At 72.3% G+C, this 22,262-nt stretch carries 24 protein-coding genes; 10 read left to right on the top strand and 14 right to left on the bottom strand.

Annotated features, from left to right (window positions below):
* Positions 1 to 24: 24 nt before the first annotated feature.
* Positions 25 to 1,062, top strand: a complete 1,038-nt coding sequence (locus OG782_RS02910; RefSeq protein WP_406458806.1) for an NUDIX domain-containing protein — start codon at positions 25 to 27, stop codon at positions 1,060 to 1,062.
* On the opposite strand, the gene OG782_RS02905 is transcribed toward OG782_RS02910, so the two are convergent.
* Both OG782_RS02905 and OG782_RS02900 read right to left on the bottom strand, forming a co-directional pair.
* Positions 1,021 to 1,731 carry an MBL fold metallo-hydrolase gene (locus OG782_RS02905; protein WP_406447814.1) on the bottom strand — a complete coding sequence of 237 codons (711 nt, stop codon included), beginning with the start codon at positions 1,729 to 1,731 and terminating at the stop codon, positions 1,021 to 1,023. The genes OG782_RS02910 and OG782_RS02905 overlap by 42 nt on opposite strands.
* 91 nt (positions 1,732 to 1,822) lie before the next feature.
* Positions 1,823 to 3,187, bottom strand: a complete 1,365-nt coding sequence (locus OG782_RS02900) for a dipeptidase (RefSeq protein ID WP_406447813.1) — start codon at positions 3,185 to 3,187, stop codon at positions 1,823 to 1,825.
* Between the two features lie 183 nt (positions 3,188 to 3,370).
* Here OG782_RS02900 and OG782_RS02895 point away from each other — a divergent pair, with 183 nt between their 5' ends.
* On the top strand, positions 3,371 to 4,585 hold the full coding sequence (locus OG782_RS02895) for a geranylgeranyl reductase family protein (RefSeq protein WP_406447812.1): 1,215 nt from the start codon (positions 3,371 to 3,373) through the stop codon (positions 4,583 to 4,585).
* Between the two features lie 212 nt (positions 4,586 to 4,797).
* On the opposite strand, the gene OG782_RS02890 is transcribed toward OG782_RS02895, so the two are convergent.
* Complete coding sequence (locus OG782_RS02890) at positions 4,798 to 5,250, bottom strand: nitroreductase family deazaflavin-dependent oxidoreductase (RefSeq protein ID WP_406447811.1); 453 nt, start codon at positions 5,248 to 5,250, stop codon at positions 4,798 to 4,800.
* A gap of 128 nt (positions 5,251 to 5,378) precedes the next feature.
* On the opposite strand from OG782_RS02890, the gene OG782_RS02885 reads away from it, so the two are divergent.
* The 3 genes from OG782_RS02885 to OG782_RS02875 all read left to right on the top strand — a co-directional run bounded on the left by OG782_RS02885 (position 5,379) and on the right by OG782_RS02875 (position 8,320).
* Positions 5,379 to 6,101, top strand: coding sequence for a TetR/AcrR family transcriptional regulator (locus OG782_RS02885; protein ID WP_406447810.1), 723 nt, complete (start codon positions 5,379 to 5,381; stop codon positions 6,099 to 6,101).
* A 147-nt stretch (positions 6,102 to 6,248) separates the two neighbouring features.
* On the top strand, positions 6,249 to 7,658 hold the full coding sequence (locus OG782_RS02880) for a sensor histidine kinase (protein WP_406447809.1): 1,410 nt from the start codon (positions 6,249 to 6,251) through the stop codon (positions 7,656 to 7,658).
* Positions 7,655 to 8,320, top strand: coding sequence for a response regulator (locus tag OG782_RS02875; protein ID WP_406447808.1), 666 nt, complete (start codon positions 7,655 to 7,657; stop codon positions 8,318 to 8,320). Before OG782_RS02880 ends, OG782_RS02875 begins: the two co-directional genes overlap by 4 nt.
* On the opposite strand, the gene OG782_RS02870 is transcribed toward OG782_RS02875, so the two are convergent.
* The 3 genes from OG782_RS02870 to OG782_RS02860 form a co-directional block, all read right to left on the bottom strand.
* On the bottom strand, positions 8,281 to 8,562 hold the full coding sequence (locus OG782_RS02870; RefSeq protein WP_406447807.1) for a DUF6332 family protein: 282 nt from the start codon (positions 8,560 to 8,562) through the stop codon (positions 8,281 to 8,283). The two genes, OG782_RS02875 and OG782_RS02870, sit on opposite strands and share 40 nt — an antisense overlap.
* Before the next feature lie 143 nt (positions 8,563 to 8,705).
* Positions 8,706 to 9,461 (bottom strand): maleylpyruvate isomerase family mycothiol-dependent enzyme, encoded by a 756-nt coding sequence (locus OG782_RS02865; RefSeq protein ID WP_406447806.1) that lies wholly within the window; start codon positions 9,459 to 9,461, stop codon positions 8,706 to 8,708.
* 111 nt (positions 9,462 to 9,572) lie between these two features.
* Positions 9,573 to 10,790 (bottom strand): MFS transporter, encoded by a 1,218-nt coding sequence (locus OG782_RS02860; protein WP_406447805.1) that lies wholly within the window; start codon positions 10,788 to 10,790, stop codon positions 9,573 to 9,575.
* 166 nt (positions 10,791 to 10,956) lie between these two features.
* On the opposite strand from OG782_RS02860, the gene OG782_RS02855 reads away from it, so the two are divergent.
* A complete protein-coding gene (locus OG782_RS02855; protein ID WP_406447804.1) occupies positions 10,957 to 12,171 on the top strand; it encodes an ROK family protein in 1,215 nt (404 codons plus the stop codon).
* Positions 12,172 to 12,201: 30 nt separating this feature from the next.
* Here OG782_RS02855 and OG782_RS02850 read toward each other — a convergent pair whose 3' ends face one another.
* From OG782_RS02850 to OG782_RS02835, 4 genes are read right to left on the bottom strand one after another with little or no spacing between them, the layout of a single operon-like run.
* The gene (locus OG782_RS02850; RefSeq protein WP_406447803.1) at positions 12,202 to 13,107 is read right to left on the bottom strand and encodes a phosphotriesterase; all 906 of its coding nucleotides are present in this window, start codon (positions 13,105 to 13,107) and stop codon (positions 12,202 to 12,204) included.
* Positions 13,101 to 13,682 carry a DUF4865 family protein gene (locus tag OG782_RS02845; RefSeq protein WP_406447802.1) on the bottom strand — a complete coding sequence of 194 codons (582 nt, stop codon included), beginning with the start codon at positions 13,680 to 13,682 and terminating at the stop codon, positions 13,101 to 13,103. The genes OG782_RS02850 and OG782_RS02845 overlap by 7 nt, the downstream gene beginning before the upstream one ends.
* A 10-nt stretch (positions 13,683 to 13,692) precedes the next feature.
* Positions 13,693 to 14,091 (bottom strand): cupin domain-containing protein, encoded by a 399-nt coding sequence (locus OG782_RS02840; RefSeq protein WP_406447801.1) that lies wholly within the window; start codon positions 14,089 to 14,091, stop codon positions 13,693 to 13,695.
* 48 nt (positions 14,092 to 14,139) lie between these two features.
* Positions 14,140 to 14,724, bottom strand: a complete 585-nt coding sequence (locus OG782_RS02835) for a TetR/AcrR family transcriptional regulator (protein WP_406447800.1) — start codon at positions 14,722 to 14,724, stop codon at positions 14,140 to 14,142.
* Positions 14,725 to 14,904: 180 nt separating this feature from the next.
* On the opposite strand from OG782_RS02835, the gene OG782_RS02830 reads away from it, so the two are divergent.
* The 3 genes from OG782_RS02830 to OG782_RS02820 are packed head-to-tail and all read left to right on the top strand — an operon-like array spanning position 14,905 to position 18,535.
* Positions 14,905 to 15,195 (top strand): SHOCT domain-containing protein, encoded by a 291-nt coding sequence (locus OG782_RS02830; protein WP_406447799.1) that lies wholly within the window; start codon positions 14,905 to 14,907, stop codon positions 15,193 to 15,195.
* Complete coding sequence (locus tag OG782_RS02825; RefSeq protein WP_406447798.1) at positions 15,192 to 15,968, top strand: ABC transporter ATP-binding protein; 777 nt, start codon at positions 15,192 to 15,194, stop codon at positions 15,966 to 15,968. The genes OG782_RS02830 and OG782_RS02825 overlap by 4 nt, the downstream gene beginning before the upstream one ends.
* Positions 15,965 to 18,535 (top strand): ABC transporter permease, encoded by a 2,571-nt coding sequence (locus OG782_RS02820; protein ID WP_406447797.1) that lies wholly within the window; start codon positions 15,965 to 15,967, stop codon positions 18,533 to 18,535. The genes OG782_RS02825 and OG782_RS02820 overlap by 4 nt, the downstream gene beginning before the upstream one ends.
* A gap of 101 nt (positions 18,536 to 18,636) precedes the next feature.
* On the opposite strand, the gene OG782_RS02815 is transcribed toward OG782_RS02820, so the two are convergent.
* Together OG782_RS02815 and OG782_RS02810 are read right to left on the bottom strand one after the other, a co-directional pair.
* Positions 18,637 to 19,161 carry an ATP-binding protein gene (locus OG782_RS02815; RefSeq protein ID WP_406447796.1) on the bottom strand — a complete coding sequence of 175 codons (525 nt, stop codon included), beginning with the start codon at positions 19,159 to 19,161 and terminating at the stop codon, positions 18,637 to 18,639.
* A gap of 187 nt (positions 19,162 to 19,348) precedes the next feature.
* Positions 19,349 to 19,666, bottom strand: coding sequence for a hypothetical protein (locus tag OG782_RS02810; protein WP_406447795.1), 318 nt, complete (start codon positions 19,664 to 19,666; stop codon positions 19,349 to 19,351).
* Between the two features lie 223 nt (positions 19,667 to 19,889).
* Here OG782_RS02810 and OG782_RS02805 point away from each other — a divergent pair, with 223 nt between their 5' ends.
* Positions 19,890 to 21,041, top strand: coding sequence for a PLP-dependent cysteine synthase family protein (locus tag OG782_RS02805; RefSeq protein ID WP_406447794.1), 1,152 nt, complete (start codon positions 19,890 to 19,892; stop codon positions 21,039 to 21,041).
* Positions 21,042 to 21,145: 104 nt separating this feature from the next.
* Here the strand turns inward: OG782_RS02805 and OG782_RS02800 are convergent, their stop codons facing one another.
* Both OG782_RS02800 and OG782_RS02795 read right to left on the bottom strand, forming a co-directional pair.
* A complete protein-coding gene (locus OG782_RS02800; protein WP_406447793.1) occupies positions 21,146 to 21,625 on the bottom strand; it encodes an SRPBCC family protein in 480 nt (159 codons plus the stop codon).
* 144 nt (positions 21,626 to 21,769) lie between these two features.
* On the bottom strand, positions 21,770 to 22,222 hold the full coding sequence (locus tag OG782_RS02795) for an SRPBCC family protein (protein ID WP_406447792.1): 453 nt from the start codon (positions 22,220 to 22,222) through the stop codon (positions 21,770 to 21,772).
* Between the last annotated feature and the right edge of the window lie 40 nt (positions 22,223 to 22,262).

Below are 22,262 nucleotides of genomic sequence, written 5' to 3'. Positions count from 1 at the left end.
CCTTCCCATCTTGGAGTACCAGTGATTGTCGTCTGGATCAACGGTGCGTTCAGCTCGGGCAAGACAAGCGCCGCGCGCGAACTGATCGATCTGATCCCGAACAGCACCTTCTACGAACCGGAACTGACCGGCGCGGGGCTGCGATGTCTGCTGCCCCAGAAGAAGCTCGCCGAGGTGACCGACTTCCAGGACCTGCCGATCTGGCGGCGTCTTGTGGTGGACACCGCGGCTGCCCTGCTCGCCGAGGTCGGTGGGGTGCTGGTGGTGCCGATGACACTGCTGCGACAGGAGTATCGCGACGAGATCTTCGGAGGGCTCGCTGCCCGGCGCATTCCGGTGCGCCATGTGCTGCTCTCACCGGAGGAAACGATCCTGCGGCAGCGTATCGCCGACCGAGTGGAATTCGCCGACGATCCGGAGCACAGCGGTCGGGTCCGGCAGTGGGCGGTGGAACACATCGCGCCCTACCGGTCGGCGCTCGACTGGATCACCGGGGACGCCCACACCATCGACAACAGTGCGCTCACCCCGCACGAGACCGCCGAGCTCATAGCCGAGGCCCTGCGCACCGGAACGGCCCCGGCCTGCGAGATCGTGCAGACGCCCGATCCCACGGCGGAGACCGTCGCCGCCGGGGTGCTGCTCTTCGACGAACACGACCGGTTCCTGCTCGTCGACCCCACCTACAAACCCGGCTGGGAGTTCCCCGGAGGCGTGGTGGAGTCGGGCGAGGCCCCGGCGCGGGCCGGGATCAGGGAGGTCGCCGAGGAGATCGGGATCCATCTCGATCGGGTGCCGAAACTTCTCGTCATCGACTGGGAGGCGCCGGAGCCACCCGGATACGGCGGGCTGCGCCTGCTCTTCGATGGCGGCCTGCTGCCGCGTCAGCAGGCCGAACGTCTGCGGCTGCCCGGTGATGAACTGCGCGGCTGGCGGTTCGTCACCGAAGCGGAGGCGGCCACCCTGCTGCCGCCCACCCGGTACGAACGGCTGCGCTGGGCCCTGCGCGCCCGAGAACAGTCAGCCGTGCTCAATCTGGAGGCCGGCGTCCCGGTCGGCTGAGGCGCGCAGTACTGCCGCGGCGTCGACGGTGAGCGGGTCGCCGTGCCCGAAGCAGACCGTGGCCGGTTCCAGCTCCGCCAGCCGCTGGAACGAGGCCACGGCCCGCTCGCGGTCGATATTGAAGACGCCGAGCATCACCTGCTCCACCCCGGCCACGCAGTCTCCGGTGAACAGCACCCCGTGCAGGGGGAGATGGATACCGATGGAGCCCGGGGTGTGGCCGGGGGAGTGAACCACCCGCGCCCCGCCGCCGAAGGCGATCGTCGAGCCGTCGGACAGCTCGCGGTCGACCCGGGTCGGCGGGGCCTCGGGCACGGTCAGCGCGTGCTCGTACAGCGGCCGCTCCCAGTCGAGCAGCACCGGCGCGCCGATCTCCTCCTCGCCCCGGATCACGGGCGCGTCGAGCCGGTGCGCAAGAATCTCGGCGCCGTAGCGGTCGGCGAGTTCCCGGGCGGCGCCGTAGTGGTCGCGGTGGCCGTGCGTGATGACGATCCGGGAGATACGGCCGGGGTCATGACCGAGGCCGCGCACCGCGTCCTCGATGGCCGGCGCGGCGTTCACGTCGCCCGCGTCGATCAGGGTCAGGTCCGTTCCGTCGCACCATAGGTACGCCTGGCCGATCGGGAAGCGGAACATGTACAGCTGGGGAAGCACTTCGACGAGATCCATGCGGCGAACGTACGCAGCAGCGGACGTCCGCCGCACGGATCTACGCTCTCGGCGAGCTTCGCCCAACGCGTAGAGCGGCCCGGAGGCCCGCTCAGACGCGCTTCGACGCGGCGTAGTTCTGGAGGAACAGCGCCTCGGTGACCGACAGTCGCTCCAGCTCCTGGGGAGACACGCTCTCGTTCACCGCGTGGATCTGCGCCTCGGGCTCGCTCAGCCCGATCAGCAGGATCTCCGCCTCGGGGTACAGCTCGGCCAGCGCGTTGCACAGCGGGATCGAGCCGCCCATGCCGGAGGACTGCATCTCCTGGCCGGGGTAGGCGATCCGCATGGCGTCCGCCATCGCGGTGTACGCCGGGCTCGAGATGTCGGCGCGGAACGGCTGTCCCTGGCCGACCTGTTCGACCGAGACCCGCGCGCCCCACGGAGCGTGCGCCCGCAGGTGCGCGGTCAGCAGCTTCGTCGCCTCGCCGGCGTCCTCGCCCGGCGGCACCCGCAGGCTGATCTGCGCCCGTGCGCTCGCCTGCACCGAGGGCGTCGCGCCGACCACCGCGGGGCAGTCGATCCCGATGACGGTGACGGCGGGCCGCGCCCAGATCCGGTCGGCGACCGTACCCGTGCTGATCAGCCCGACCCCGTCGAGGACCTTGGCGTCCTTGCGGAACTCCTCCTCCGGGTACTGCAGGCCGTCCCACGTCGCGTCCGTGGTGAGGCCGTCTACGGTCGTCGTGCCGTCCTCGGCGCGCAGCGACGCGAGCAGCTGGATCATCGCTGCCAGCGCGTCGGGTGCGGCGCCGCCGAACTGCCCGGAGTGCAGGTTACCTTCGAGGGTGTCGAGCTGCACCCGCAGCATCGTCATCCCGCGCAGCGTCGAGGTGACGGTCGGCAGACCGACCCGGAAGTTGCCGGTGTCACCGATCACGACGGTGTCGGCGGCGAGCAGCTCGGGGTGTGCCTGCGCGTACTGCTCCAGACCCCCGGTGCCCTGCTCCTCCGAGCCCTCCGCGATCACCTTCACCGAGACCGGGACCCCGCCGTTCGCCTTGAGGGCGCGCAGCGCGAGGAGGTGCATGATGAAGCCGCCCTTGCAGTCGGCCGCGCCCCGGCCGAACCAGCGGCCGTCACGCTCCGTCAGTTCGAACGGCGGGGAGATCCAGGCGGACTCGTCGAGCGGCGGCTGCACGTCGTAGTGGGCGTAGAGCAGCACGGTGGGCGCGCCGGCCGGACCGGGCAGGAAGCCGTAGACGGACTGGGTCCCGTCCGGGGTGTCGAGCAGGGCGACATCCTGGAAGTCCTCGGCGCGCAGCGCGTCGGCGACCCACGCGGCGGCCGCCTCGCACTCGCTCTTCGGGAACACCGCGGGGTCCGCCACCGACTGGAAGGCCACCAGCTCGGTCAGCTCCGCCTTGGCGCGGGGCATCAGTGAGGCGACGGTCTCGGAAATCGGCCGGCCGGTCATGGGCACGCTCCTCGTAGGTGCGACGTTATGTGTACGTATCCGGGTACATGCACGCCTGGAGTGCGGCATTGCGCGTACGACGGGGACTCGGCCGATCCTCCCACAGCAGGGGTCGGCCGGAACGCGCCGTAGGATGCCGTGAGCAGCTTGGGCCACTGGTCGGATCGGGAGCAGAAGCACATCGTGAGCAGCGAGAACGCAGACGCCGGACATGAGCACGAAGAGTCGTCCGTGTGGGACGTCGTCGTAGTCGGCGCCGGGCCGGCCGGAGCCTCCGCGGCATACGCGGCGGCGGTCGCCGGCCGCCGGGTGCTGCTCCTGGAGAAGGCGGAACTGCCCCGGTACAAGACGTGCGGCGGCGGAATCATCGGGTATTCGCGCGATGCGCTGCCGCCCGGATTCGAACTGCCCCTGCGTGACCGCATCCACGCGGTCACGTTCTCGCTGAACGGCAGGCTGGCGCGCACCCGCCGCTCCAAGCGCATGCTCTTCGGCCTCATCAACCGCCCCGAGTTCGACGCGGGTCTGGTCGAGGAGGCGCAGAAGGCCGGTGCGGAACTCCGCACGGGAGCGACGGTGTCGCGCGTGGAGCAGCATGGCGCCGCGGTGCCGGACCGGCGCACGGTCGCGGTCGTCCTGTCCGGGGGCGAGACCGTCCTGGCCCGTGCGGTCGTGGGCGCGGACGGAAGTGCCGGTCGTATAGGAGCCCATGTCGGGGTGAAGCTCGACCAGGTGGACCTCGGCCTGGAGGCCGAGATCCCCGTGCCGCAGACGGTCGCGGAGGACTGGGCCGGACGGGTGCTGATCGACTGGGGCCCCATGCCCGGGAGTTACGGCTGGGTCTTCCCCAAGGGGGACACCCTGACGGTCGGCGTGATCTCCGCGCGAGGCGACGGCGGCGGCACCAAGCGCTACCTCGAGGACTTCATCGCGCGGCTCGGTCTGGCCGGCTTCGAACCGAAGATCTCCTCCGGCCATCTGACGCGCTGCCGCAGCGACGACTCGCCGCTCTCGCGCGGCCGGGTGCTCGTGTGCGGGGACGCGGCCGGTCTGCTGGAGCCGTGGACCCGTGAGGGAATCTCGTTCGCGCTGCGTTCGGGACGGCTCGCCGGTGAGTGGGCGGTGCGGGTCGCGGAGTCGCACGATGCCGTGGACGCCCGCCGTCAGGCGCTCAACTACGCGTTCGCCATCAAGGCCGGACTCGGCGTCGAGATGAGCGTGGGACGGCGCATGCTGAAGCTCTTCGAGCGGCGCCCGGGTGTGCTGCACGCGGTGCTGACGGGCTTCCGCCCCGCGTGGAACGCGTTCGCGGGTATCACCCGGGGCACGACCTCGCTGGCCGAGCTGGTCCGATCGCACCCGCTGGCCCAGCGGGCGCTGTCGGCGATGGACCGTTAGGAGACGGTTGGAGGAGCAGCGGCGCGGGAGGTCCGGCCGGATCGCGGATCGCAGTGCTCCTGATTGCGACGCTCCGGTTCGCGGTGCTCCGGTTCGTAGTCTTCCGGACTGCCGTGCTCCGGACCGCCGTGCTCCGTCCTCCGGATCGGAGCGTTGCGGAGGTCCGGCCGTGACCGACCGCGGCGGGGGCGGGGCCGGCCCGTCCGGCCGGGTCAGCTCCCGACGGTGATCCGGAAGACGGGGTGGTCGGGGCAGGCGGCCAGCAGTTCGGCGTCCGTGGACTTCGCCGTGATGCCCTTGAAGTACTCGTTGACCTCCCAGCCCCAGCGCTCCAGGTAGGTGCGGATGACGAGTGCCTTGTGCTCGTCATCCGCGATCTCCACGGCGGTGAAGGCACGGTTCCTGCGGCCGACCCGCAGCTCGCCGCCGCCGGCGGCCCGCATGTTGCGCACCCACTGCGAGTGCCCCCGCGCCGAGACGAGGTACTGCGCACCCTCATGGGTGTGCGGGTTCACGGGGATGCGCTGCATCTTCCCGCTCTTGCGGCCCCGCACCGACAGCTCCTGCGATCCGAGCAGGCTCACTCCGTGCCGCGCCAGCCAGCCGATGACGTTGTTCATCCGGATGGCGAACGGGCTTCCCTGAAGGTAGTACGGCTGCGACATGGGGACCCCACACGTTTGGGAGAGCGGTGCTCTCGCTTGAGATCAGTGTGCACGGATGCAGTGCTCAAAAGCAAGAGCACCGCTCTCGTTATTGGTCGGTGCTCTGAAGTCATGGCAGACTGACGTGCATGAGCGCTATCCGGGGAGCCAGGGAACGGGCCCGTATCGAGGTCACCGCCGCCATCAAGGACGAGGCGAGGAAACAGCTTGCCGCCGAGGGGGCGGCGAAGCTCTCGCTGCGCGCGGTGGCGCGCGAGCTGGGCATGGTCTCCTCGGCGCTGTACCGCTATTTCCCCAGCCGCGACGAGCTGCTCACGGCGCTGATCGTCGATGCGTACGACGCCGTCGGCGAAGCCGCCGAACACGCACACCGGACAGCGGTCGCCCGGAGGGCCGGACCCGCCGGATCCGCCGTCCATCTGTCCCGCTGGGTCGCGGTCGCGTGCGCCGTACGCGACTGGGCCTTGGCGCACCCCCATGAGTACGCCCTGATCTACGGCTCGCCCGTGCCCGGCTACACCGCACCGCAGGCCACCGTCGGCCCCGCGTCCCGCGTCGGTCTCGTCCTCATCGCCGTACTCGAGGAGGCGCACCGCGAACAGGGGCTGGCGCTGCCGCCCCTTGCCGACGAGCTCCGTCCCGAGGCCGAACGGCTCGCCGCCGATCTCGCCCCCGATCTGCCCCCAGCGGTTGCCGCACCGCTCGTTGCCGCCTGGTCGCAGCTCTTCGGACTGCTGTCGTTCGAGATCTTCGGCCAGTTCAACCGCGTGGTGGAGGCCCGTGAGATCTTCTTCCGCCAGGCGGTCACCGAGCTGGGCCGGACGGTCGGGCTGCTCACAGGCCGCAGCTAGGGTCACTCGTTCGGACCGCGCCGGATCAGGCCGGATCAGGCCGGATCGGATCGGGCCGGCGCCGTTCGCCGTACTCCGCAGGGAGTACGTGTGATCGCCACGCCCGGCGGACGCCCGTGCGGTGCTGCGCCGTCTAGCGTGGCCGGCATGGAAGAGCAGCGCTCACAGACAAGTGCCGGTCCCCCGGGGGAGCAGGGCGGAGTGCCGCGGCGACCGTCCGGGGCGCACGGCGGGGCCGGCCGGCCCGGAACGGCCGCGGGTTCCCGAGGCGCCCGGGGCTTCTGGGGGCACAGCGAGCCGCCCCGCTGGCTGACCGGCGCGCGGGGGCGGTCGTCCGCCCGGCTGCCCTGGCCGTCGACGATCCTGCTCGGTGTCGTCGTCATCGCCGGTTCGGCCATCGCGGCCCGGGGCCAGGTCGACGAGAAGGCCCCGCTCGACCTCTTCGCCCGGCTGCTGCTCCTGGCCGCCGTCGCGGTGCTGCTGTTCCGTCACCGGTACCCCGTTCTGGCCGTCTTCGGGGCCTCTGCCGCCGCAACGCTCTACCTCGGGGCCGGCTACCCCTACGGTCCGGTCTTCCTGGCCGTGGCTGTCGGCTGTTTCAGTGCCGTCGTCGCCGGACACCGGAAGGCGGCGTGGTCGGCGGTCGGCATGGTGTGGGTGGGCCACCTCCTGGTCGCGCACTGGCTCTACCGCTGGCTGCCTCCCGCCGATGACTCCGCCCCGCCCTGGGGGCAGGAAGCGGGCGTGGCGGCCTGGGTGGTGGCCATCGTCGCCGCCGCGGAGTTCGTGCGGGTACGCCGTGAGCAGTGGGCCGCCCAGCGTGCGGAGCGCGAGGCCGCGGAGCGACGACGGGCCGACGAGGAACGACTGCGCATGGCCCGTGAGCTCCATGACGTCCTCGCGCACAGCATCTCCGTCATCAACGTCCAGGCCGGTGTCGGACTCGCGCTGCTCGACACCGACCCCGAGCAGGCCCGCACGGCGCTCACCACCATCAAGGCCGCCAGCAAGGAGGCGCTCGGCGAGGTGCGGCAGGTCCTGGACACCCTCCGTACGCCCGGTGACGCGCCCCGGGCCCCGGCCCCCGGACTCGACCGGCTGCCCGAGCTGGTCGAACAGGCCGCGAGCACCGGGCTGGCCGTCACCGTCGAGACGGCCGGGGTACGCGGAGCGGTGCCGCCCGGGGTGGACCTGGCCGCGTTCCGGATCGTGCAGGAGGCGCTGACGAACGTGGTGCGGCACTCCGGTTCGCGTACCGCGGACGTCCGGATCGGCTACGAGCCCGGCCACATCCGGCTCCGTGTCGACGACGAGGGGCCCGCCACCGGTACGGACGCCGGGGGCAGCGGCAACGGACTGGCCGGGATGCGGGAGCGGGCGGCGGCGCTGGGTGGCACGATCGAGGCGGGCACCCGTCCCGACGGCGGCTTCCGGGTACGGGCCGAGCTGCCGATGCCACCCGGCGGTTCCGGCGGTTCCGGCGGTTCCGGCGGTTCTGGCGGCTCCAGTGGTTCCGCCGGTTCCGGCGGGGCGGCGTACCGGAAGGAGACACCGTGATTCGCGTACTGCTCGCCGATGACCAGCTGTTGGTCCGTGCGGGGTTCAGGGCCCTGCTGGACGCACAGCCGGACATCGAGGTGGCGGGGGAGGCGGCGGACGGCGAGGAGGCCGTCCGTCTGGTGCGCGAACTGCGGCCGGACGCCGTGCTGATGGACATCCGGATGCCGCACCTCGACGGCCTCGCCGCGACCCGCGCCATCACCACGGACCGCGCGCTCAACGGCGTGAAGGTGGTCATGCTCACCACCTTCGAACTCGACGAGTACGTCTTCGAGGCGATCCGTTCCGGAGCCTCCGGCTTTCTGGTCAAGGACACCGAGCCGGAGGAACTGCTGCGGGCCGTCCGGGCGGTGGTCGGCGGCGACGCCCTGCTGTCCCCGGGGGTCACACGCCGCCTGATCGCCGAGTTCGCCGCCCGCTCCAAGGAACCCGCGGCCACGACGGAGCTGAGCGAACTGACCGACCGGGAGAGGGAGGTGATGGCGCTCGTCGGCATCGGCCTGTCCAACGAGGAGATCGCCCGCCGGCTCGTCGTCAGCCCGCTCACCGCGAAGACCCACGTCAGCCGCACCATGGTGAAACTCGGCGCTCGCGACCGGGCCCAACTGGTGGTGATGGCCTACGAGTCGGGGCTCGTACGTCCGGGCTGGCTGGGCTGACCCGGCGGCACGGGGCCGCGCCTGCCCACCTCGTGGAACCGGTCGCGGTGGCCGTACCGCCGGAGCACATCGACGACGCGCCCCATGAACACCAGGCCCGCCACGGCGGCCGCGATCACGAGGAGCACGGACCGCCCGTCGCCGTGCGGTGCCAGAAACAGGACGGGCGCACAGACCGTGATGAAGGCGGCGACGGCCAGGAGGCCTCCGGTCACGACGGCGAAGCCGATTTCGACGGTCATGGCATCACGGTCTGCCTGGCTCCGGTGTCCCATGTCCGAAGTGTCACAGGTACGGTGGCCGCCGGACAACCCGCCCGCTGGCCCCCGCACCCGCCCCCGCCGGACGTGGCGGGGCCGGGCACCCGCCGCTTCTCCGCGCGGGCTCAGGACCAGGTGACCGCGGAGTTCTCGCGCCACAGCCGGGCGAGGTCCGCGTCGCCCGTCACGGTGAGATCCGTGAGCGGCAGCCGGTTCCAGAGCGCGAGGTAGAGCTGTTCGGCGGTGGCGCTCAGCTCGCAGTCCACGCGGGACCGGGCGGCCGGTCCGTCCACGCGCGCCGCCGCCGGGGGCTCGGTGGAAAGCTGTACGTTCCACACCGCCGCGGCGTCCGTGGCCCGCACGCGCAGGGTGCGCGGCACCTCGGTGCGCACCCTGCTCTTCGGGCGGGCGTGGAACCCGCGCAGCAACTCGTCGACGCCGTCCAGTGCGTGGGCGGATGCCACGGGGGACAGCGGGCCGCCGCGCGCGGACTCGGCGTCCACCCGGTGGATCGTGGTCTCGTGCGCCTGCCGCCGCGACCAGAAGGCCAGGGACGAGGGCGCCGCGAAGAACGTCCAGCACTCCACGTCCTCCGGGGCGCTGTCCAGTGCCTCGACCAGGAGCCGGTGCCCCTCGCGGAACCGGCCGATCAGCTCGGCCCCGTCCAGGTCCGGCTCGCCGTCGCCGGGTACGTAGGAGGTGTGGCCCTCGGTCACGAGGGCGGCGGCCCAGGTGTGCACCATCGCGGTGTGCCTGAGCAGATCGCGGACCTGCCAGCCCGGACAGGTCGGCACCGGCGCCCCGGTGCCCGCCTCCTGGGCCGCGTCCGCCAGCAACCGGCCCTCGGCGGCCAGGGATTGGATGTGCTCCGTGATCTTCATGGCAGGGATTCTGCCAGGGGATGAGACGCCCTGGGGGTGGGCGTGGCGGGGCTCGCACGACCGTCGTGCGCCGGGAGAGGCGTTCATGCCTGAGCCGGGCCGCCAATCCGCTCAGGTGTGTGCCGCATTGCGGGCGCCGTACCCCAGGGCCGCCGCGGCCACAGCCAGCAGGGCCACCGTGGTCAGGGCCACGGGCAGCGAGAACCAGTCGGCCAGGAACCCGATCGCGGGCGGCCCGAGCAGCATGCCGCCGTAGCCCAGCGTCGAGGCCGCGGCCACTCCGCCGGGGCCCGCGAGCTCGCCGGCCCTGCCGACCGCCACCGGGAAGATGTTGGCCAGGCCGAGTCCGGTGACGGCGAACCCGAGCAGCGCGAGCCAGGTGGTCGGGGCGAGCGAGCCGAGCAGCATCCCGGCTGCCGCGGTACCGCCGCCGGCGACGAGCGTGCGGGTCTGCCCGAGCCGTTCGAGCAGAGCCGTGCCACTGAGCCGGCCGGCTGTCATGGCGAGAGCGAACAGTGAGTAGCCGGCCGCCGCGACCCCGGGGTGGGCGTGCAGGTCCTGCTCCAGGTGGAGTGCGCCCCAGTCGGCCAGGGCGCCTTCGCCGTACGCGGTGCAGAGCGCGATGACCCCGAACAGGAGCACCACCCGGCGCGCCCGCCCGTCCAGGCGCTGGGGGCTCTTCCCGCCGTCGGCTGTCGTCGGGCCGGCCTTCGGGGACGGGTACCGCAGCAGGACCGGGCCCACGGCAGCGGTGACCAGCAGTCCGATTCCGGTCAGGATGAAGAGATGCGCGGAGGCCGAAAGGCCACCCGCCACGAGCCCGCCGAGCCCGGCGCCGATCATGCCGCCGAGGCTGAACGCGGCGTGGAAACCGGGCATCACCGGACGCCGCAGAGCGGCGACCAGATCGACCGCCGCACTGTTCATCGCCACGTTCATCCCGCCGTACGCGGCACCGAACACCAGCAGGACCAGGCCGAGCGAGAGTGCCGAATGGGTCTGCGCGGGCAGGGAGATGCCGAGCGACAGCAGGACTGCGCTGACCACGGTCACCGGGTGGCTGCCGAAGCGGCGGCAGAGCCGGCCGGTGAGCACCATGGTGATGACGGCGCCGGCGGATACGCCGAGGAGTGCGAGGCCGAGGGTGGCGGCCGATGCGCCGGTCTGGTGCTTGATGGCCGGGATGCGGACCACCCAGCCGGCGAAGAGGAACCCGTCGAGGGCGAAGAACAGGGTCAGCGCGGTACGGAGGCGGGCCGACGGGGGTGGGGCGGTGTTGCCGCCCGGTCCCCCCGGCAGTGCCGTCCGCAGTTTGTTTAGGTGCGGCACAAACTCAGCATAGGGGTCCGCGGACAACGCGCGCAAGACAGCCGTCCGCCCGGCCCGGATGCCGCCCCGCGGGAGCTCGCCCCATGCCGTGGACCGGGGCGGCGCAGGGGAGAAGCAGGCCACCACGGCGTCGGCACCACCTCCGGATCATGGGAGACTCGCCCCCATGAACGGCAAGGTGACCACCACCCGGACGAAGTTGGAGAGGGGCCGCAGCGCACTCGGGCCCGCACTGGAACTGGTCCATACCGGACGCGCACCCACCCGCGCCGTCCTCACCTCCGAGCTGGGCGTCACCCGTGCCACGGCGGGTGCGGTCGCCGCGGAGCTGGAGGCGCTCGGACTGATCCGGGTCGACTCCAGCCCCGGCTCGGCCGCGGGCTCGCAGGGCCGCCCCTCGCACCGGCTGGCCGTACGGGAGTCCGGGCCGGTGGCCGTCGCCGCCCAGGTGCACGCGGACGGCTTCCGGGCCGCGCTGGTCGGACTCGGCGGCCGGCTCGTCGCGACCGCCCCCGGCTGCGTCACCGTCACCGCGGACCCCGCACAGGTCATCGGCGAAGTCGTGGACGACTGCGCACGGTTGCTGCGGGACAGCGGGCTGCGGTGCGTGGGAGCCGGCCTCGCCGTGCCGTCCGCGGTCGCCGAACCCGAGGGCACCGCCCTCAACCCGCTCCACATCGCCTGGCCCGCGGGCGCCCCGGTCCGCGAGATCTTCGCCACATGCATCCGTGAAGCGGGCATCACCGGGCCGGCGTTCACCGGGAACGACGTCAACCTCGCCGCGCTCGCCGAGCACCGCCACGGAGCCGGCCGCGGGGCCCAGCACCTGCTCTGCGTGGCCACCGGCCACCGCGGTGTCGGCGGCGCGCTCGTGCTGGACGGCCGCCTGCACACCGGGAGTTCGGGGCTCGCCCTGGAAGTCGGCCATCTCACGGTCAACCCCGAGGGCCGCCCCTGCCACTGTGGAGGCCGAGGCTGCCTCGACGTCGAGACCGACCCGCTCGCCTTCCTCGTCGCCGCCGGACGCACCCCCGGCCCCGAGGAGTCGCTGCTCAAGCAGTCCGGCGACCTGCTGCGCAACGAGTACGAGGACGCTGCCGTGCGCAATGCCGCCGAGGAGCTGATCGACCGCCTCGGCCTCGGCCTCGCCGGCCTGGTCAACATCCTCAATCCCGACCGGATCATTCTCGGCGGACTGCACCGGGCCCTGCTCGACGCCGATCCGGAACGGCTGCGGGCCGTGGTGGCCGACCGCAGCCTGTGGGGACGCAGCGGCAGCGTTCCGATCCTGCCCTGCACCCTCGACCACAACAGCCTGGTCGGGGCGGCCGAGCTGGCCTGGCAGCCGGTACTGGACGACCCCCTGGGCGCGCTCGCCTGACGGCCCGGGGCCGGCGCTGCCGCCCGTCCGTCAGGCGGCTCGCGCCGGCTCTTCGAACGCGAACGCCCGCGCGGGGTTGGTGACCAGAACGGCCTCCATCGTGTCCGCCCCGAGCACCTCGGTCAGCCGCGGGCGCAGCCGGTGCAGCAGATGCGGCATGCCCGGGGTCTCCGGCACGGTGGTGTCGCCGCCCAGCAGCAGCTGCCCGCCGAACCCGGCCCCGGCCAGCGCCGCCAGCTCCTCGGGCAGCCGCCAGTCCGTCGCGTGGTGGGCCCGTGACGGACCGTCGAACGCCAGGAACGCCCCGGCCCGCGCCGCCTCCCGCTGCGCGGCGCCGTCCGGCGACCGGCCGGGATGGCCGAGGATCACCCGGTGTGCGGGGACCCCCAACGTGCCGCACAGCAGGTCGAGTACGTCCGGGGCGGCGGTGCCGAGCTCGAGATGGACGGCGATCGGCGCCCCCGTACGGTGATGCGCCTCGGCGGCCGCCGTCATGGTGAGCCGGGCGTGGGCGTCGACCGTGTGGAAGGCGCCGGCGACCTTGATGAGTCCCGCCCGCACCGAGGTGGAGCCGATCCCCTCGGTGAGCTCCGAGACGAAGAGCGAGGCGAGACAGCCCCTGATCCGCTCGAGCAGTCCGGCCGGGTAGTGCACGGCCTGGTGGAGCCCCGTCGCCGCCACCACGTGCGTCCCCGTCGAACGGGACAGCTCCGCCAGCACCTGCGCGCCGCGCCCCATGCCGTACGGCGTCCACTGCACCACGGACCGGCCGCCGAAGCCGTGGAAGGCCCGCAGCCGTCCGGCGGCGGCCACCGGATCGTCGAGCTCCCGGCCCGGCAGCACGGGACTGCGCAGGAAGAGGTGGTCGTGGGCGTCGCACACCCCCAGCTCGCCCGCGGGGATGTCCCCCAGGACGGTGCGGACGGCGGCTACCACTGGCGCCCCGCCCCGAGCCGTTCGGGCTCCGGCCGGCTGAGGTGGAGTACCTCGTAGCGCTCACCGGGCTCCTGCGGCGCGGGATGGTCCCAGAGTGTGAAGTGGAGCAGTTCCCAGTGGCGGGGATCGACAGCCAGCGCCGTGGCGACCGCGCCGGGCGCCTTCGCGAGCCGCCGGCTCTCCTCCAGGGCGGCCCCCACCGCGTCCGCCGGAGCGGTTGAGGGCGGTACGGGGGAGCGGTGGCGGGTGGCAGAGCGGGGGAGCGCGGCCGGCGACGGGCCCTCCTCGTACGCCAGACCGGTCCAGTGCTGCACCTCGGGGCGCCCGAAGTCCCGCACGATGCCCTGGAATCCGGGACCCCAGAGGAAGGAGTTCATACCCTCGGGCCCGGCCCACAGATAAAGCGGTGCGTACTGGTTCACCGGGGAGTCCTCGCCGCGCTCCCGGATCAGGTAGGCCTTGATGCCGAGCCCCGGGAAGGCGTTCATGAGGTGGCCCTTCGTCGCCACCCGGTCGCGGATGATGCCCATGTCGTAGTCGGCGGGCAGCGTGATCTCGTACTGCATGGCGTGCATCGCTCGCTCCTCAGGCCGCCGGGTACTCGGGGACGCCGGCGTCGGTGTGCCAGTGGATGGTGGCGCCGTCAACGGCCGCCTCGACGACGGCGAGATGGGTCATGAAGGTGCGCGGTGACGCGCCGTGCCAGTGCCATTCGTCCGGCTCGATCCACACCGTGTCGCCCGCCCGGATCGCCTCCACCGGGCCGCCCCTGCGCTGCACCAGGCCCTCGCCCTCGGTGACATGCAGGACCTGGCCGTGCGGATGGGTGTGCCAGCCGGTGTGCCCGCCCGGTGCGAAGTGCACGCTGAACAGCCGGAGCCGGGAGGGGGGTTCGGGAGCGGCGATCTCGTCCAGCCAGACGGCGCCGTTGAAGTGGGCGGCCGGTCCGGACCGCGTGCCCGGGCGGTTCCTGGTGATGCGCATGCGCGGGGTGCTCCTCGGGATGTCGGCGTGACCCAGGGGGTCAGGGAGTCAGGCGGCGTCGGGGCGGGGGGCCAGCAGCGCGAGCAGTCCGCGGGCGGCCGCGTCGAAGGCGTCCGTCGATCCCGAGGCCCGGGCCAGCACATAGCCGCCCTGAACGGTCGCGACGACGGCCGCAGCGATGTCCTGCGGCACCAGGGAGGAGCTGAACTCGCCCCGGTCCACGCCCTCCTGGACGATCGTGGCGAGCCGGTCGCGGAGCCAGCCGATCGTCTCCTCGACGGGCGCCCGCAGCGCGTCGCTCGCGATGACCTCCGGGTCCATCGTCAGCCGCCCCACCGGGCAGCCGCGCAGCACGTCGCGCTCACGCAGCAGATAGCCCGAGATCCGCTGGTACGCCGAACCGGGTGCGTCCAGCAAGCGCCCCGCCGTCCCGCGCAGTTCCTCGGCCGTGCGGCGGATGGCCGTCAGCGCCAGATCCGGCTTGCCGGCGAAGTGGTGGTACATGCTGCCCTGGCCCGCGCCCGCGTGCTGCTGGATGGCCTTGGGGCTGGTGCCCACATAGCCGCGCTCCCACAGGAGCTCCTGGGTGGCCTCGATCAGACGGTCCGGAGTGCTCATGGGATCACTGTACATACTAGTAGGTACAGAATCCAGGACCGGTGTTACGACGGGCGGGAGCAGCCGCCGGACCGTCATCTACTCCCGAGGGGGTACGCGCACTGCCGCTGGCCGTACGACGACGCGACCCCCTCCCCGGAGCCAGGATCGGAACCGAGGGAAAAGACCTGAACCCGGACCGAGGAGCTGACCGAAATGAACACCCTGGCCTTCGACGGCGGACCCGGACCATGGGTCCTCCTCTTCCCGCTCGTCTGGGCAGCCGTCGTCATCACCGTCGTCACCGTCCTGCGCCGCACCGTCTGGCGCGGCCGCCGCGGCCCCTGGCAGGCCCGCGCGGTGCAGGGCGGCCCCGCCGAAACCTCACCGATCACCATGCTCGGGCGGCGCTTCGCCGCCGGGGAGATCGACGAGGACGAGTACTGGCGCCGGCTCTCCGTCCTCGACGAGCAGTTCGGCATCCACGGCAAGGGAGGTGCGGCATGACCACCACCGCTCCCGTCACCGGCACCACGACCGCCGCCCGGGTCGCCGACGCCGTGAAGGTCTACGGCACGGGCGACACCGAGGTCAGGGCCCTGGACGGGGTGAGCGTCGGCTTCCCGGCCGGCCGCTTCACCGCCATCATGGGGCCCTCGGGCTCCGGCAAGTCCACCCTGATGCACTGCGCCGCCGGACTCGACACCCTCACCTCCGGCACCGCCTTCATCGGCGACACCGAACTCGGCGCTCTCGACGACCGCAGGCTCACCCTGCTGCGCCGCCGGCGCATCGGCTTCGTCTTCCAGGCCTTCAACCTGCTGCCGACGCTCACCGTCGCCGAGAACATCACGCTCCCCCTGGACCTGGCGGGGGAGCGGCCGGACCGGGCCCGGCTGGACGCGCTCATCGACACCGTCGGACTGCGCGACCGCCTGCACCACCGGCCCGGCGAACTCTCCGGCGGCCAGCAGCAGCGCGTCGCCGTCGCCCGCGCCTTCGCGGGCGGCCCGGACGTCGTCTTCGCCGACGAACCCACCGGCAACCTCGACTCGCGCGCCGGCCAGGAAGTGCTCCGGCTGCTCGGCCGCACCGTCCGGCAGACCGGCCGCACCGTCGTCATGGTCACCCACGACCCGGTCGCCGCCGCCCACGCCGACGAAGTGGTCTTCCTGGCCGACGGCAGGCTCGTCGACCGTATGCAGAACCCCACCGCCGAACGCGTACTCGACCGCCTCAAGGCCTTCGACCCGGCACCGAGCACCCAGGGGACGCCATGACCAGCACCCGCGCCACCGTGCGCATCGGCCTCTCGTCGCTCCGCACCCACCGGCGCCGGTTCGCCGGCACCCTGACCGCCGTCCTGCTCGGCGTCGCCTTCCTCACGGGGACCCTCGTCATGGGGGACACCCTGCGCGCGAGCTTCGACACGATGTTCGCCAACGCGGCCAGCGGCACCGACGCCGTCGTCCGCAGCACCAACGTCGTCACCGTCTCCGGCGAGTCCGAAGGCACCCGGCAGCCCGTGTCCACCGGCCTCGTCCGGCGCATCGACCAGCTGCCCCAGGTCGCCGCGGCCGCCCCCGACATCCAGGGCGCCGGCCAGCTGATCGGCGCCGACGGCAAGCCCATCGGCGGCCAGGGCCCGCCCACCCTCGCCGGAAACTGGATCGACGACCCGAAGCTCAACCCCTACCGGCTCGCCGAAGGACACGCCCCGTCCGCACCCGGCGAGGTCGTCGTCAACCGCGGCACCGCCGACAAGGGCGGGCTGAAGATCGGTGACACGACCGTTCTGCGCACCCCGGACCCGGTCCACGTCACCGTCGTCGGCCTGGCCACCTTCGGCGGCGAGGACGGCATGGGGCAGGTGACCTACACCGGCATGACGCTCGCCGACGCCGAGAAGTACCTCACCCCGAAGCCCGGCCAGGCGTCGGGCATCCAGGTGCGGGCCGGCCCCGGCACCAGTCAGCGCGAACTCGTCGACGCGCTGCGGCCCGTGCTGCCCCCGGACACCGAGGCCATCACCGGCCAGGCCTCCACCGCCGAGAACCAGGACATGATCTCCGGCGCCTTCCTCAGCCTGTTCACCACGTTGCTGCTGGTGTTCTCCGGCATCGTGCTGCTGGTCGCGACCTTCTCCATCCACAACACCTTCGCCATCGTCGTCGCCCAGCGCACCCGGGAGAACGCCCTGCTGCGCGCCCTCGGCGCCTCCCGACGGCAGATCCTCGGCTCGACCCTCGTGGAGGCGACCGTGGTCGGCGTGATCGCCTCCGCAGCGGGTCTGGCCGGCGGCATCGCGATGGCCGCCGGACTCCAGGCTCTCTTCCCGGCCATCGGATTCCCGTTCCCCGACGGAGCCCTCGTCATCAGCGGCCTGTCCATGGTGCTGCCGCTCGCCGTGGGCGTCGTCGTCTGCGCCGGCTCCGCCCTGGTGCCCGCCGTCCGTGCCGGACGCACCGCGCCCCTGGCCGCCCTGCGCGAGACCGCCGTCGACGACTCGGCCGCCTCCCGGCCCCGTGCCCTCGCCGGGCTTGCGCTGCTGCTCGCCGCGGTCGGGGTGATCCTGACCGGCGCCCTGGCCGCCCCGTCCGTCTGGCTCTCGGCCGTCGGCGCGGTCCTGGCGCTCGCCGCCTTCGTCGTACTCGGCCCCATCGCCTCCTCGTACGCCGTGCGGATCCTCGGTGCGCCGCTCGGCCGGCTGCGCGGCGCCACGGGCCACCTGGCGCGGCGCAACGCCCTGCGCAGCCCCAGGCGTACCGCGTCGACGGCCACCGCCCTCATGGTCGGTGTCGCGGTGGTGTCCCTCTTCACGGTGTTCGGCGCCTCACTGAAGGCCACCATGAACCAGACCGTCGACCGTTCCTTCGCCGGTGACGTCGCGATCAGCGCGCCTTCCTTCGGGGCCGGAGGCAGCGGACTCAGCCCGCGGCTCGCCCCGGCCGTCGGCCGGCTTCCGGACGTGGCCACCGCGGTCGGCCTGGGCAAGGGCGTCGCAGAGGTCGACGGCTCCGGACGCGCTCTCACCGTCACCGATCCGGCAGCCCTGGCCAGGGTCTTCGACCTCGGCAGGATCGACGGGTCCATGAAAGCGCTCGGTACGAACGGCCTCGCCGTCTCCGACACAGAGGCGGGCAGGCGCGGATTGCACGCCGGCTCCACCGCACGGCTCACCTTCACCGACGGCAAGGAGCGGACCTTCACCGTCCGGGCCGTGTACGGGCAGTCGGAGCTGGCCGGGGACTACGTCATCACCCGGCAGGCCTGGGCGCCCCACCGCGGCCAGGACTCCGATTCGCTGATCGCCGTGTCCTTCAAGGAAGGGGTGTCCACCGCCGACGGCAAGGCCGCCGTGGCGAAGACGGCCGCCGCGTACGGCAACCCCGACGTGCAGACCCGTGGTGAGTACGCGCAGTCCTCGGCCGGCGGCATCGACATGATGCTCACCCTGGTCTACGCACTGCTGGCCCTCGCGGTACTGATCGCGCTGCTCGGCATCGCGAACACACTGACCCTGGCCATCCACGAACGCACCAGGGAACTGGGCCTGTTGCGGGCCGTCGGGCAGACCCGGAAGCAGTTGCGGGCCATGGTCCGCTGGGAGTCCGTCCTGGTCGCGGCGTTCGGTACGGCGGGCGGACTGCTGCTGGGCGGCTTCCTGGGGTGGGTGCTCGTCAAGGCGTCCGAAGGGGCGGGCGACACCGCGTTCGCCTTCGCCCTTCCGCCGGTGCGGCTGCTCGTGGTCGCCCTGGTCGGCATCACCGCCGGCGCGCTGGCCGGCCGGCGTCCGGCCCGGCGGGCGGCGCGGCTGGATGTGCTCCGCGCCATCGCCGCCGACTGAAGGCGCGGCAGGAGCAGACCAGGAGTACTGGAACGGCACGACAGGAGACGGCACGACAGGAGCGGGGCGCCCCCGGGAAGGGGCGCCCCGCTCCCGCTGTCTCAGCCGACGGCCACCGAGCGTGCCACCGAGGGCGACGCACCCTCCGGCGTCATGATGCCGCTCAGGTCGAACGGCCCGTCGGTCGTCGCCCCGTACAGCACATGCGGTGGCTGCGTGGCGAACAGGGAGGGTGTGGGAAGCGTGAACCAGACCACCTTCCCCGCTCCGCCCCGGGGGCGGCGGACACCCCAGCTCTCACTGACCGCGGCGATCAGTGCGAGTCCGCGCCCCGAGGTACTGGAGTCGTCGGCCTTGCGCACGGTCGGCATCCGTGGGTCGTGGTCATGGACGGACACCGTCAGCCGTTCGAGCAGCAGCTCGATCTCGACGGTGCATGATTTGTCCGGCTGTGCATGCCGGTGGACATTGGTCAGCAGTTCGGTGACGCCCAGCGCTGCCTGGTCGATCAGAGGATCGAGATGCCAGTAGCGCAATTGCGCCGAGATGATTCTGCGGACCTGACCGATCCGCGACGGCAGGGCCTGGAGCTCCACCGTGCAGTGCCTGCTTGGCTCGCTGATCACGGCTGCGACTCCCCGAAATAGGTCCGGAAGAAGACGAAGGAACGGAGCCGGCAGATGGCTGGCTGCCGGGTCCGGGCCGGCGGCCTGGGTCACAGTGTCACCGCCGGTAAACCATGAGTGACGTGACTCCAATGTCGCTCAGGGCATACGGCTCCGCAACTCGCGGTGTCCCTCCGGCGCCGCTCCGTCAGCCCCGCCCGCCGCCCGCGCTGCGCAGCGCCTGGAGGAACCGGTGCGCGGGACCCGCGTCGTCGGGTTTCCCGCCGAGCCGCCGCATCGTGAGCCGGTAACGCGTCCCGTTGACCCGCGCCACCGTCGCGTCCGCGCCCGCGAACCACGGCCTGCCCACGCTCACCGTCCCCACCGGTGCGCTGTCGATCTCCCGGCCGTAACTGGTCAGCAGGGCCACGCGGCCGTCCTTGACGGTCACCTGCCCGGCCCGGGTGAGTGAGCGCGCCCACCGGTCGATGCGTACGCCCGTCTCGCTGAACTCCGTTTCGGACATGGCCCCTTCGCCCCCTTCGTCATACCCCTGAGGGGAAGTGTGCACATCCCGGGCCCCGTGCACCAGAGCGGACCCCGCCGCAATGACGCATATGTGCCACATCGCGCCGCCACCGCCCCACCCGCAACACCAAGGCAGGGCTATGGGGTATCAAAGTCAATGTTTGCGCAGGTAGGGGGCATATCGTGAGGCTAAGGGCCGTCGTTCGAGGAGAAGCGCGCAGATGGACACAAGTGAGCACGGGCACGACGGCGAAGCCGCGGCGACCATCGACATCGACCGTACCGACCCGGCGTACCGCGCCTGGCTCAAGGAGGCCGTCCGCAAGGTCCAGGCGGATGCCAACCGCTCCGCCGACACGCACCTGCTGCGCTTTCCGCTGCCCGAGAGCTGGGGCATCGATCTCTACCTCAAGGACGAGTCGACGCACCCCACCGGCAGTCTCAAGCACCGGCTGGCGCGTTCGCTCTTCCTCTACGGGCTCTGCAACGGGTGGATCCGCCCCGACAAGCCCGTGATCGAGGCATCGAGCGGCTCGACCGCCGTCTCGGAGGCGTACTTCGCCAAGCTGATCGGCGTTCCGTTCATCGCCGTGATGCCCCGCACCACCAGCCCCGAGAAGTGCCGGCTCATCGAATTCCACGGTGGCCGCTGCCACTTCGTCGACGATTCCCGCAGGCTGTACGAGGAGTCGGCCACGCTCGCCGCGGAGACCGGCGGGCACTACATGGATCAGTTCACCTACGCCGAGCGCGCCACGGACTGGCGGGGCAACAACAACATCGCGGAGTCGATCTACCAGCAGCTGAGGCTCGAGCGGTTCCCCGAACCCGCCTGGATCGTCGCCACCGCGGGAACGGGCGGCACCTCGGCGACCATCGCGCGGTATGTGCACTACATGCAGCACGACACCCGGATCTGTGTGCCCGATCCGGAGAACTCCTGTTTCTTCGACGGCTGGACGCACCACAACCCCCTCGCCACCAGCGACTGCGGCTCACGCATCGAGGGCATCGGCAGACCGCGCATGGAGCCGAGCTTCGTCCCGGGAGCCATCGACCGGATGATGAAGGTCCCGGACGCGGCGACTGTCGCGGCCGTGCGAGCCCTGGAGCGGTCCATCGGCCGCAAGGCGGGCGGCTCCACCGGCACCGGGCTGTGGAGCGCGTTCAAGCTGGTTGCCGAGATGGTCGCGCAGGGGCGCACCGGCAGTATCGTCACCCTGATCTGCGACCCGGGCGACCGTTACCTCGACAAGTACTACTCCGACTCCTGGCTGGCCGCGCAGGGCCTGGACATCGCCCCGTACACCCGGACCATCGACGACTTCCTGGCCACCGGCAACTGGCCCGGCCAGGAGGCGGTCCGGGCCTGAGCCGCCGGACGTCGCGCGGGGCCGGGGGCCGTGCCCCGGGCTGCGGCGCGCCTCAGGCGGGGTGCGCCGCAGGCAGGGGGCGCGCCTCGGACCGGGGGTGCGCCTCAGTCCGAGGGTGCGGAGAGCCGTCGGCCGAGATTGCGCACCGCGTCCCGGAACGACTTGCCCACCGCTCCCCGGGCCCGCCGCATCGTGAACCGGAACAGCGGCGAACCGTCGGCGGCGAAGGTCCACTGCACACGCGTTCCGGTGCCGGACGGGGTCAGTGACCACTCCTCCAACAGGGCACGCAGGCCGGGGGCGTTGGACTCGTCGACCCGGTAGGCGTACCGCTCGCCGGGATCCGTGGCGACGATCGTCTCCCGGAACGCGATCCCGCCGCGCAGCCGCACCTCGCGGCCCGCGCCCGCATCGAGGGGGCGCGCCGCGGTCACCTGGGTGAACCAGCCGGGCCAGCCCTCGACGTCCTCGGCCAGCGCCCGGTACACAAGATCCGGGGGTGCGGACACCTCGGCTGCGAAGACCAGCCTCAGTGGAGCGGAGTCGACGAAGTCGAGCCCCACGGAGCGGAGTCGGCGGGCCATGGATCGCACCTCCTGTGCGGCCGGCGGCGGACGGGCTGCGCGCACACCATAACTGTCGCACCGTCAGATGTCGTCATGTGCGGGGACGTCCGTCCGGCCGGGATGCGGTACGCGGGTGCCTCGGACCCGCGTACCGCATCCCGGTCAGCCGTACCGTGGCGCCGGCGGGTCGAGCATGGAGTCGAGCACCCGGCCGAAGATCCGCCGCCCCGCACCGGCGATCAGGGGATCGCCCCACCGGGGCAGCAGATGTACGCCGAGCTCCTCCACCCACACCACATGGGAGCCGGTATGGGTGGGATACACATCGATGGACGCCCGGCCCCGCACCACCCGGCCGCGCTTCTCCAGCCGGCACATCCCCGCCCGGCTGCCGGCCGGAGGAGACCAGCGGACCACTTCCATCGGATCGTCGAACGCCAGCGGACCGACTCCGGTGCGCGCCACGAAAACCGTCCCGACCCGGGTCGGCGACCCGGCCGGCACCGTGATCGTCGTCAGCGGCACATGCGCGGCGTGCCGTTGCCAGTCCGTCACCCGGCGCCAGGACTCGGCTGCGGGCAGAGGGGTGAAGCGCTCGATGCGGAAGACGGCCACAGGGCGATCCTAGGCGGTGGCGGCCGCGCCGCGAGCTGAG

It is taken from the genome of Streptomyces sp. NBC_00876 (assembly GCF_045207435.1).
Classification (GTDB): Bacteria; Actinomycetota; Actinomycetes; order Streptomycetales; family Streptomycetaceae; genus Streptomyces.
The sequence above is the reverse complement of the archived record's forward strand: the minus strand, read 5'-3'. Positions and strand labels throughout refer to the sequence as shown.

Excerpts from the sequence above, each read along its gene's own strand:
- OG782_RS02905 (WP_406447814.1), bottom strand. The coding sequence starts at position 1,731 with ATGGATCTCGTCGAAGTGCTTCCCCAGCTGTACATGTTCCGCTTCCCG.
- OG782_RS02900 (WP_406447813.1), bottom strand. The coding sequence starts at position 3,187 with ATGACCGGCCGGCCGATTTCCGAGACCGTCGCCTCACTGATGCCCCGC.
- OG782_RS02890 (WP_406447811.1), bottom strand. The coding sequence starts at position 5,250 with ATGTCGCAGCCGTACTACCTTCAGGGAAGCCCGTTCGCCATCCGGATG.
- OG782_RS02885 (WP_406447810.1), top strand. The coding sequence starts at position 5,379 with ATGAGCGCTATCCGGGGAGCCAGGGAACGGGCCCGTATCGAGGTCACC.
- OG782_RS02880 (WP_406447809.1), top strand. The coding sequence starts at position 6,249 with ATGGAAGAGCAGCGCTCACAGACAAGTGCCGGTCCCCCGGGGGAGCAG.
- OG782_RS02870 (WP_406447807.1), bottom strand. The coding sequence starts at position 8,562 with ATGACCGTCGAAATCGGCTTCGCCGTCGTGACCGGAGGCCTCCTGGCC.
- OG782_RS02865 (WP_406447806.1), bottom strand. The coding sequence starts at position 9,461 with ATGAAGATCACGGAGCACATCCAATCCCTGGCCGCCGAGGGCCGGTTG.
- OG782_RS02855 (WP_406447804.1), top strand. The coding sequence starts at position 10,957 with ATGAACGGCAAGGTGACCACCACCCGGACGAAGTTGGAGAGGGGCCGC.
- OG782_RS02845 (WP_406447802.1), bottom strand. The coding sequence starts at position 13,682 with ATGCACGCCATGCAGTACGAGATCACGCTGCCCGCCGACTACGACATG.
- OG782_RS02840 (WP_406447801.1), bottom strand. The coding sequence starts at position 14,091 with ATGCGCATCACCAGGAACCGCCCGGGCACGCGGTCCGGACCGGCCGCC.
- OG782_RS02835 (WP_406447800.1), bottom strand. The coding sequence starts at position 14,724 with ATGTACAGTGATCCCATGAGCACTCCGGACCGTCTGATCGAGGCCACC.
- OG782_RS02830 (WP_406447799.1), top strand. The coding sequence starts at position 14,905 with ATGAACACCCTGGCCTTCGACGGCGGACCCGGACCATGGGTCCTCCTC.
- OG782_RS02825 (WP_406447798.1), top strand. The coding sequence starts at position 15,192 with ATGACCACCACCGCTCCCGTCACCGGCACCACGACCGCCGCCCGGGTC.
- OG782_RS02820 (WP_406447797.1), top strand. The coding sequence starts at position 15,965 with ATGACCAGCACCCGCGCCACCGTGCGCATCGGCCTCTCGTCGCTCCGC.
- OG782_RS02810 (WP_406447795.1), bottom strand. The coding sequence starts at position 19,666 with ATGTCCGAAACGGAGTTCAGCGAGACGGGCGTACGCATCGACCGGTGG.
- OG782_RS02805 (WP_406447794.1), top strand. The coding sequence starts at position 19,890 with ATGGACACAAGTGAGCACGGGCACGACGGCGAAGCCGCGGCGACCATC.
- OG782_RS02800 (WP_406447793.1), bottom strand. The coding sequence starts at position 21,625 with ATGGCCCGCCGACTCCGCTCCGTGGGGCTCGACTTCGTCGACTCCGCT.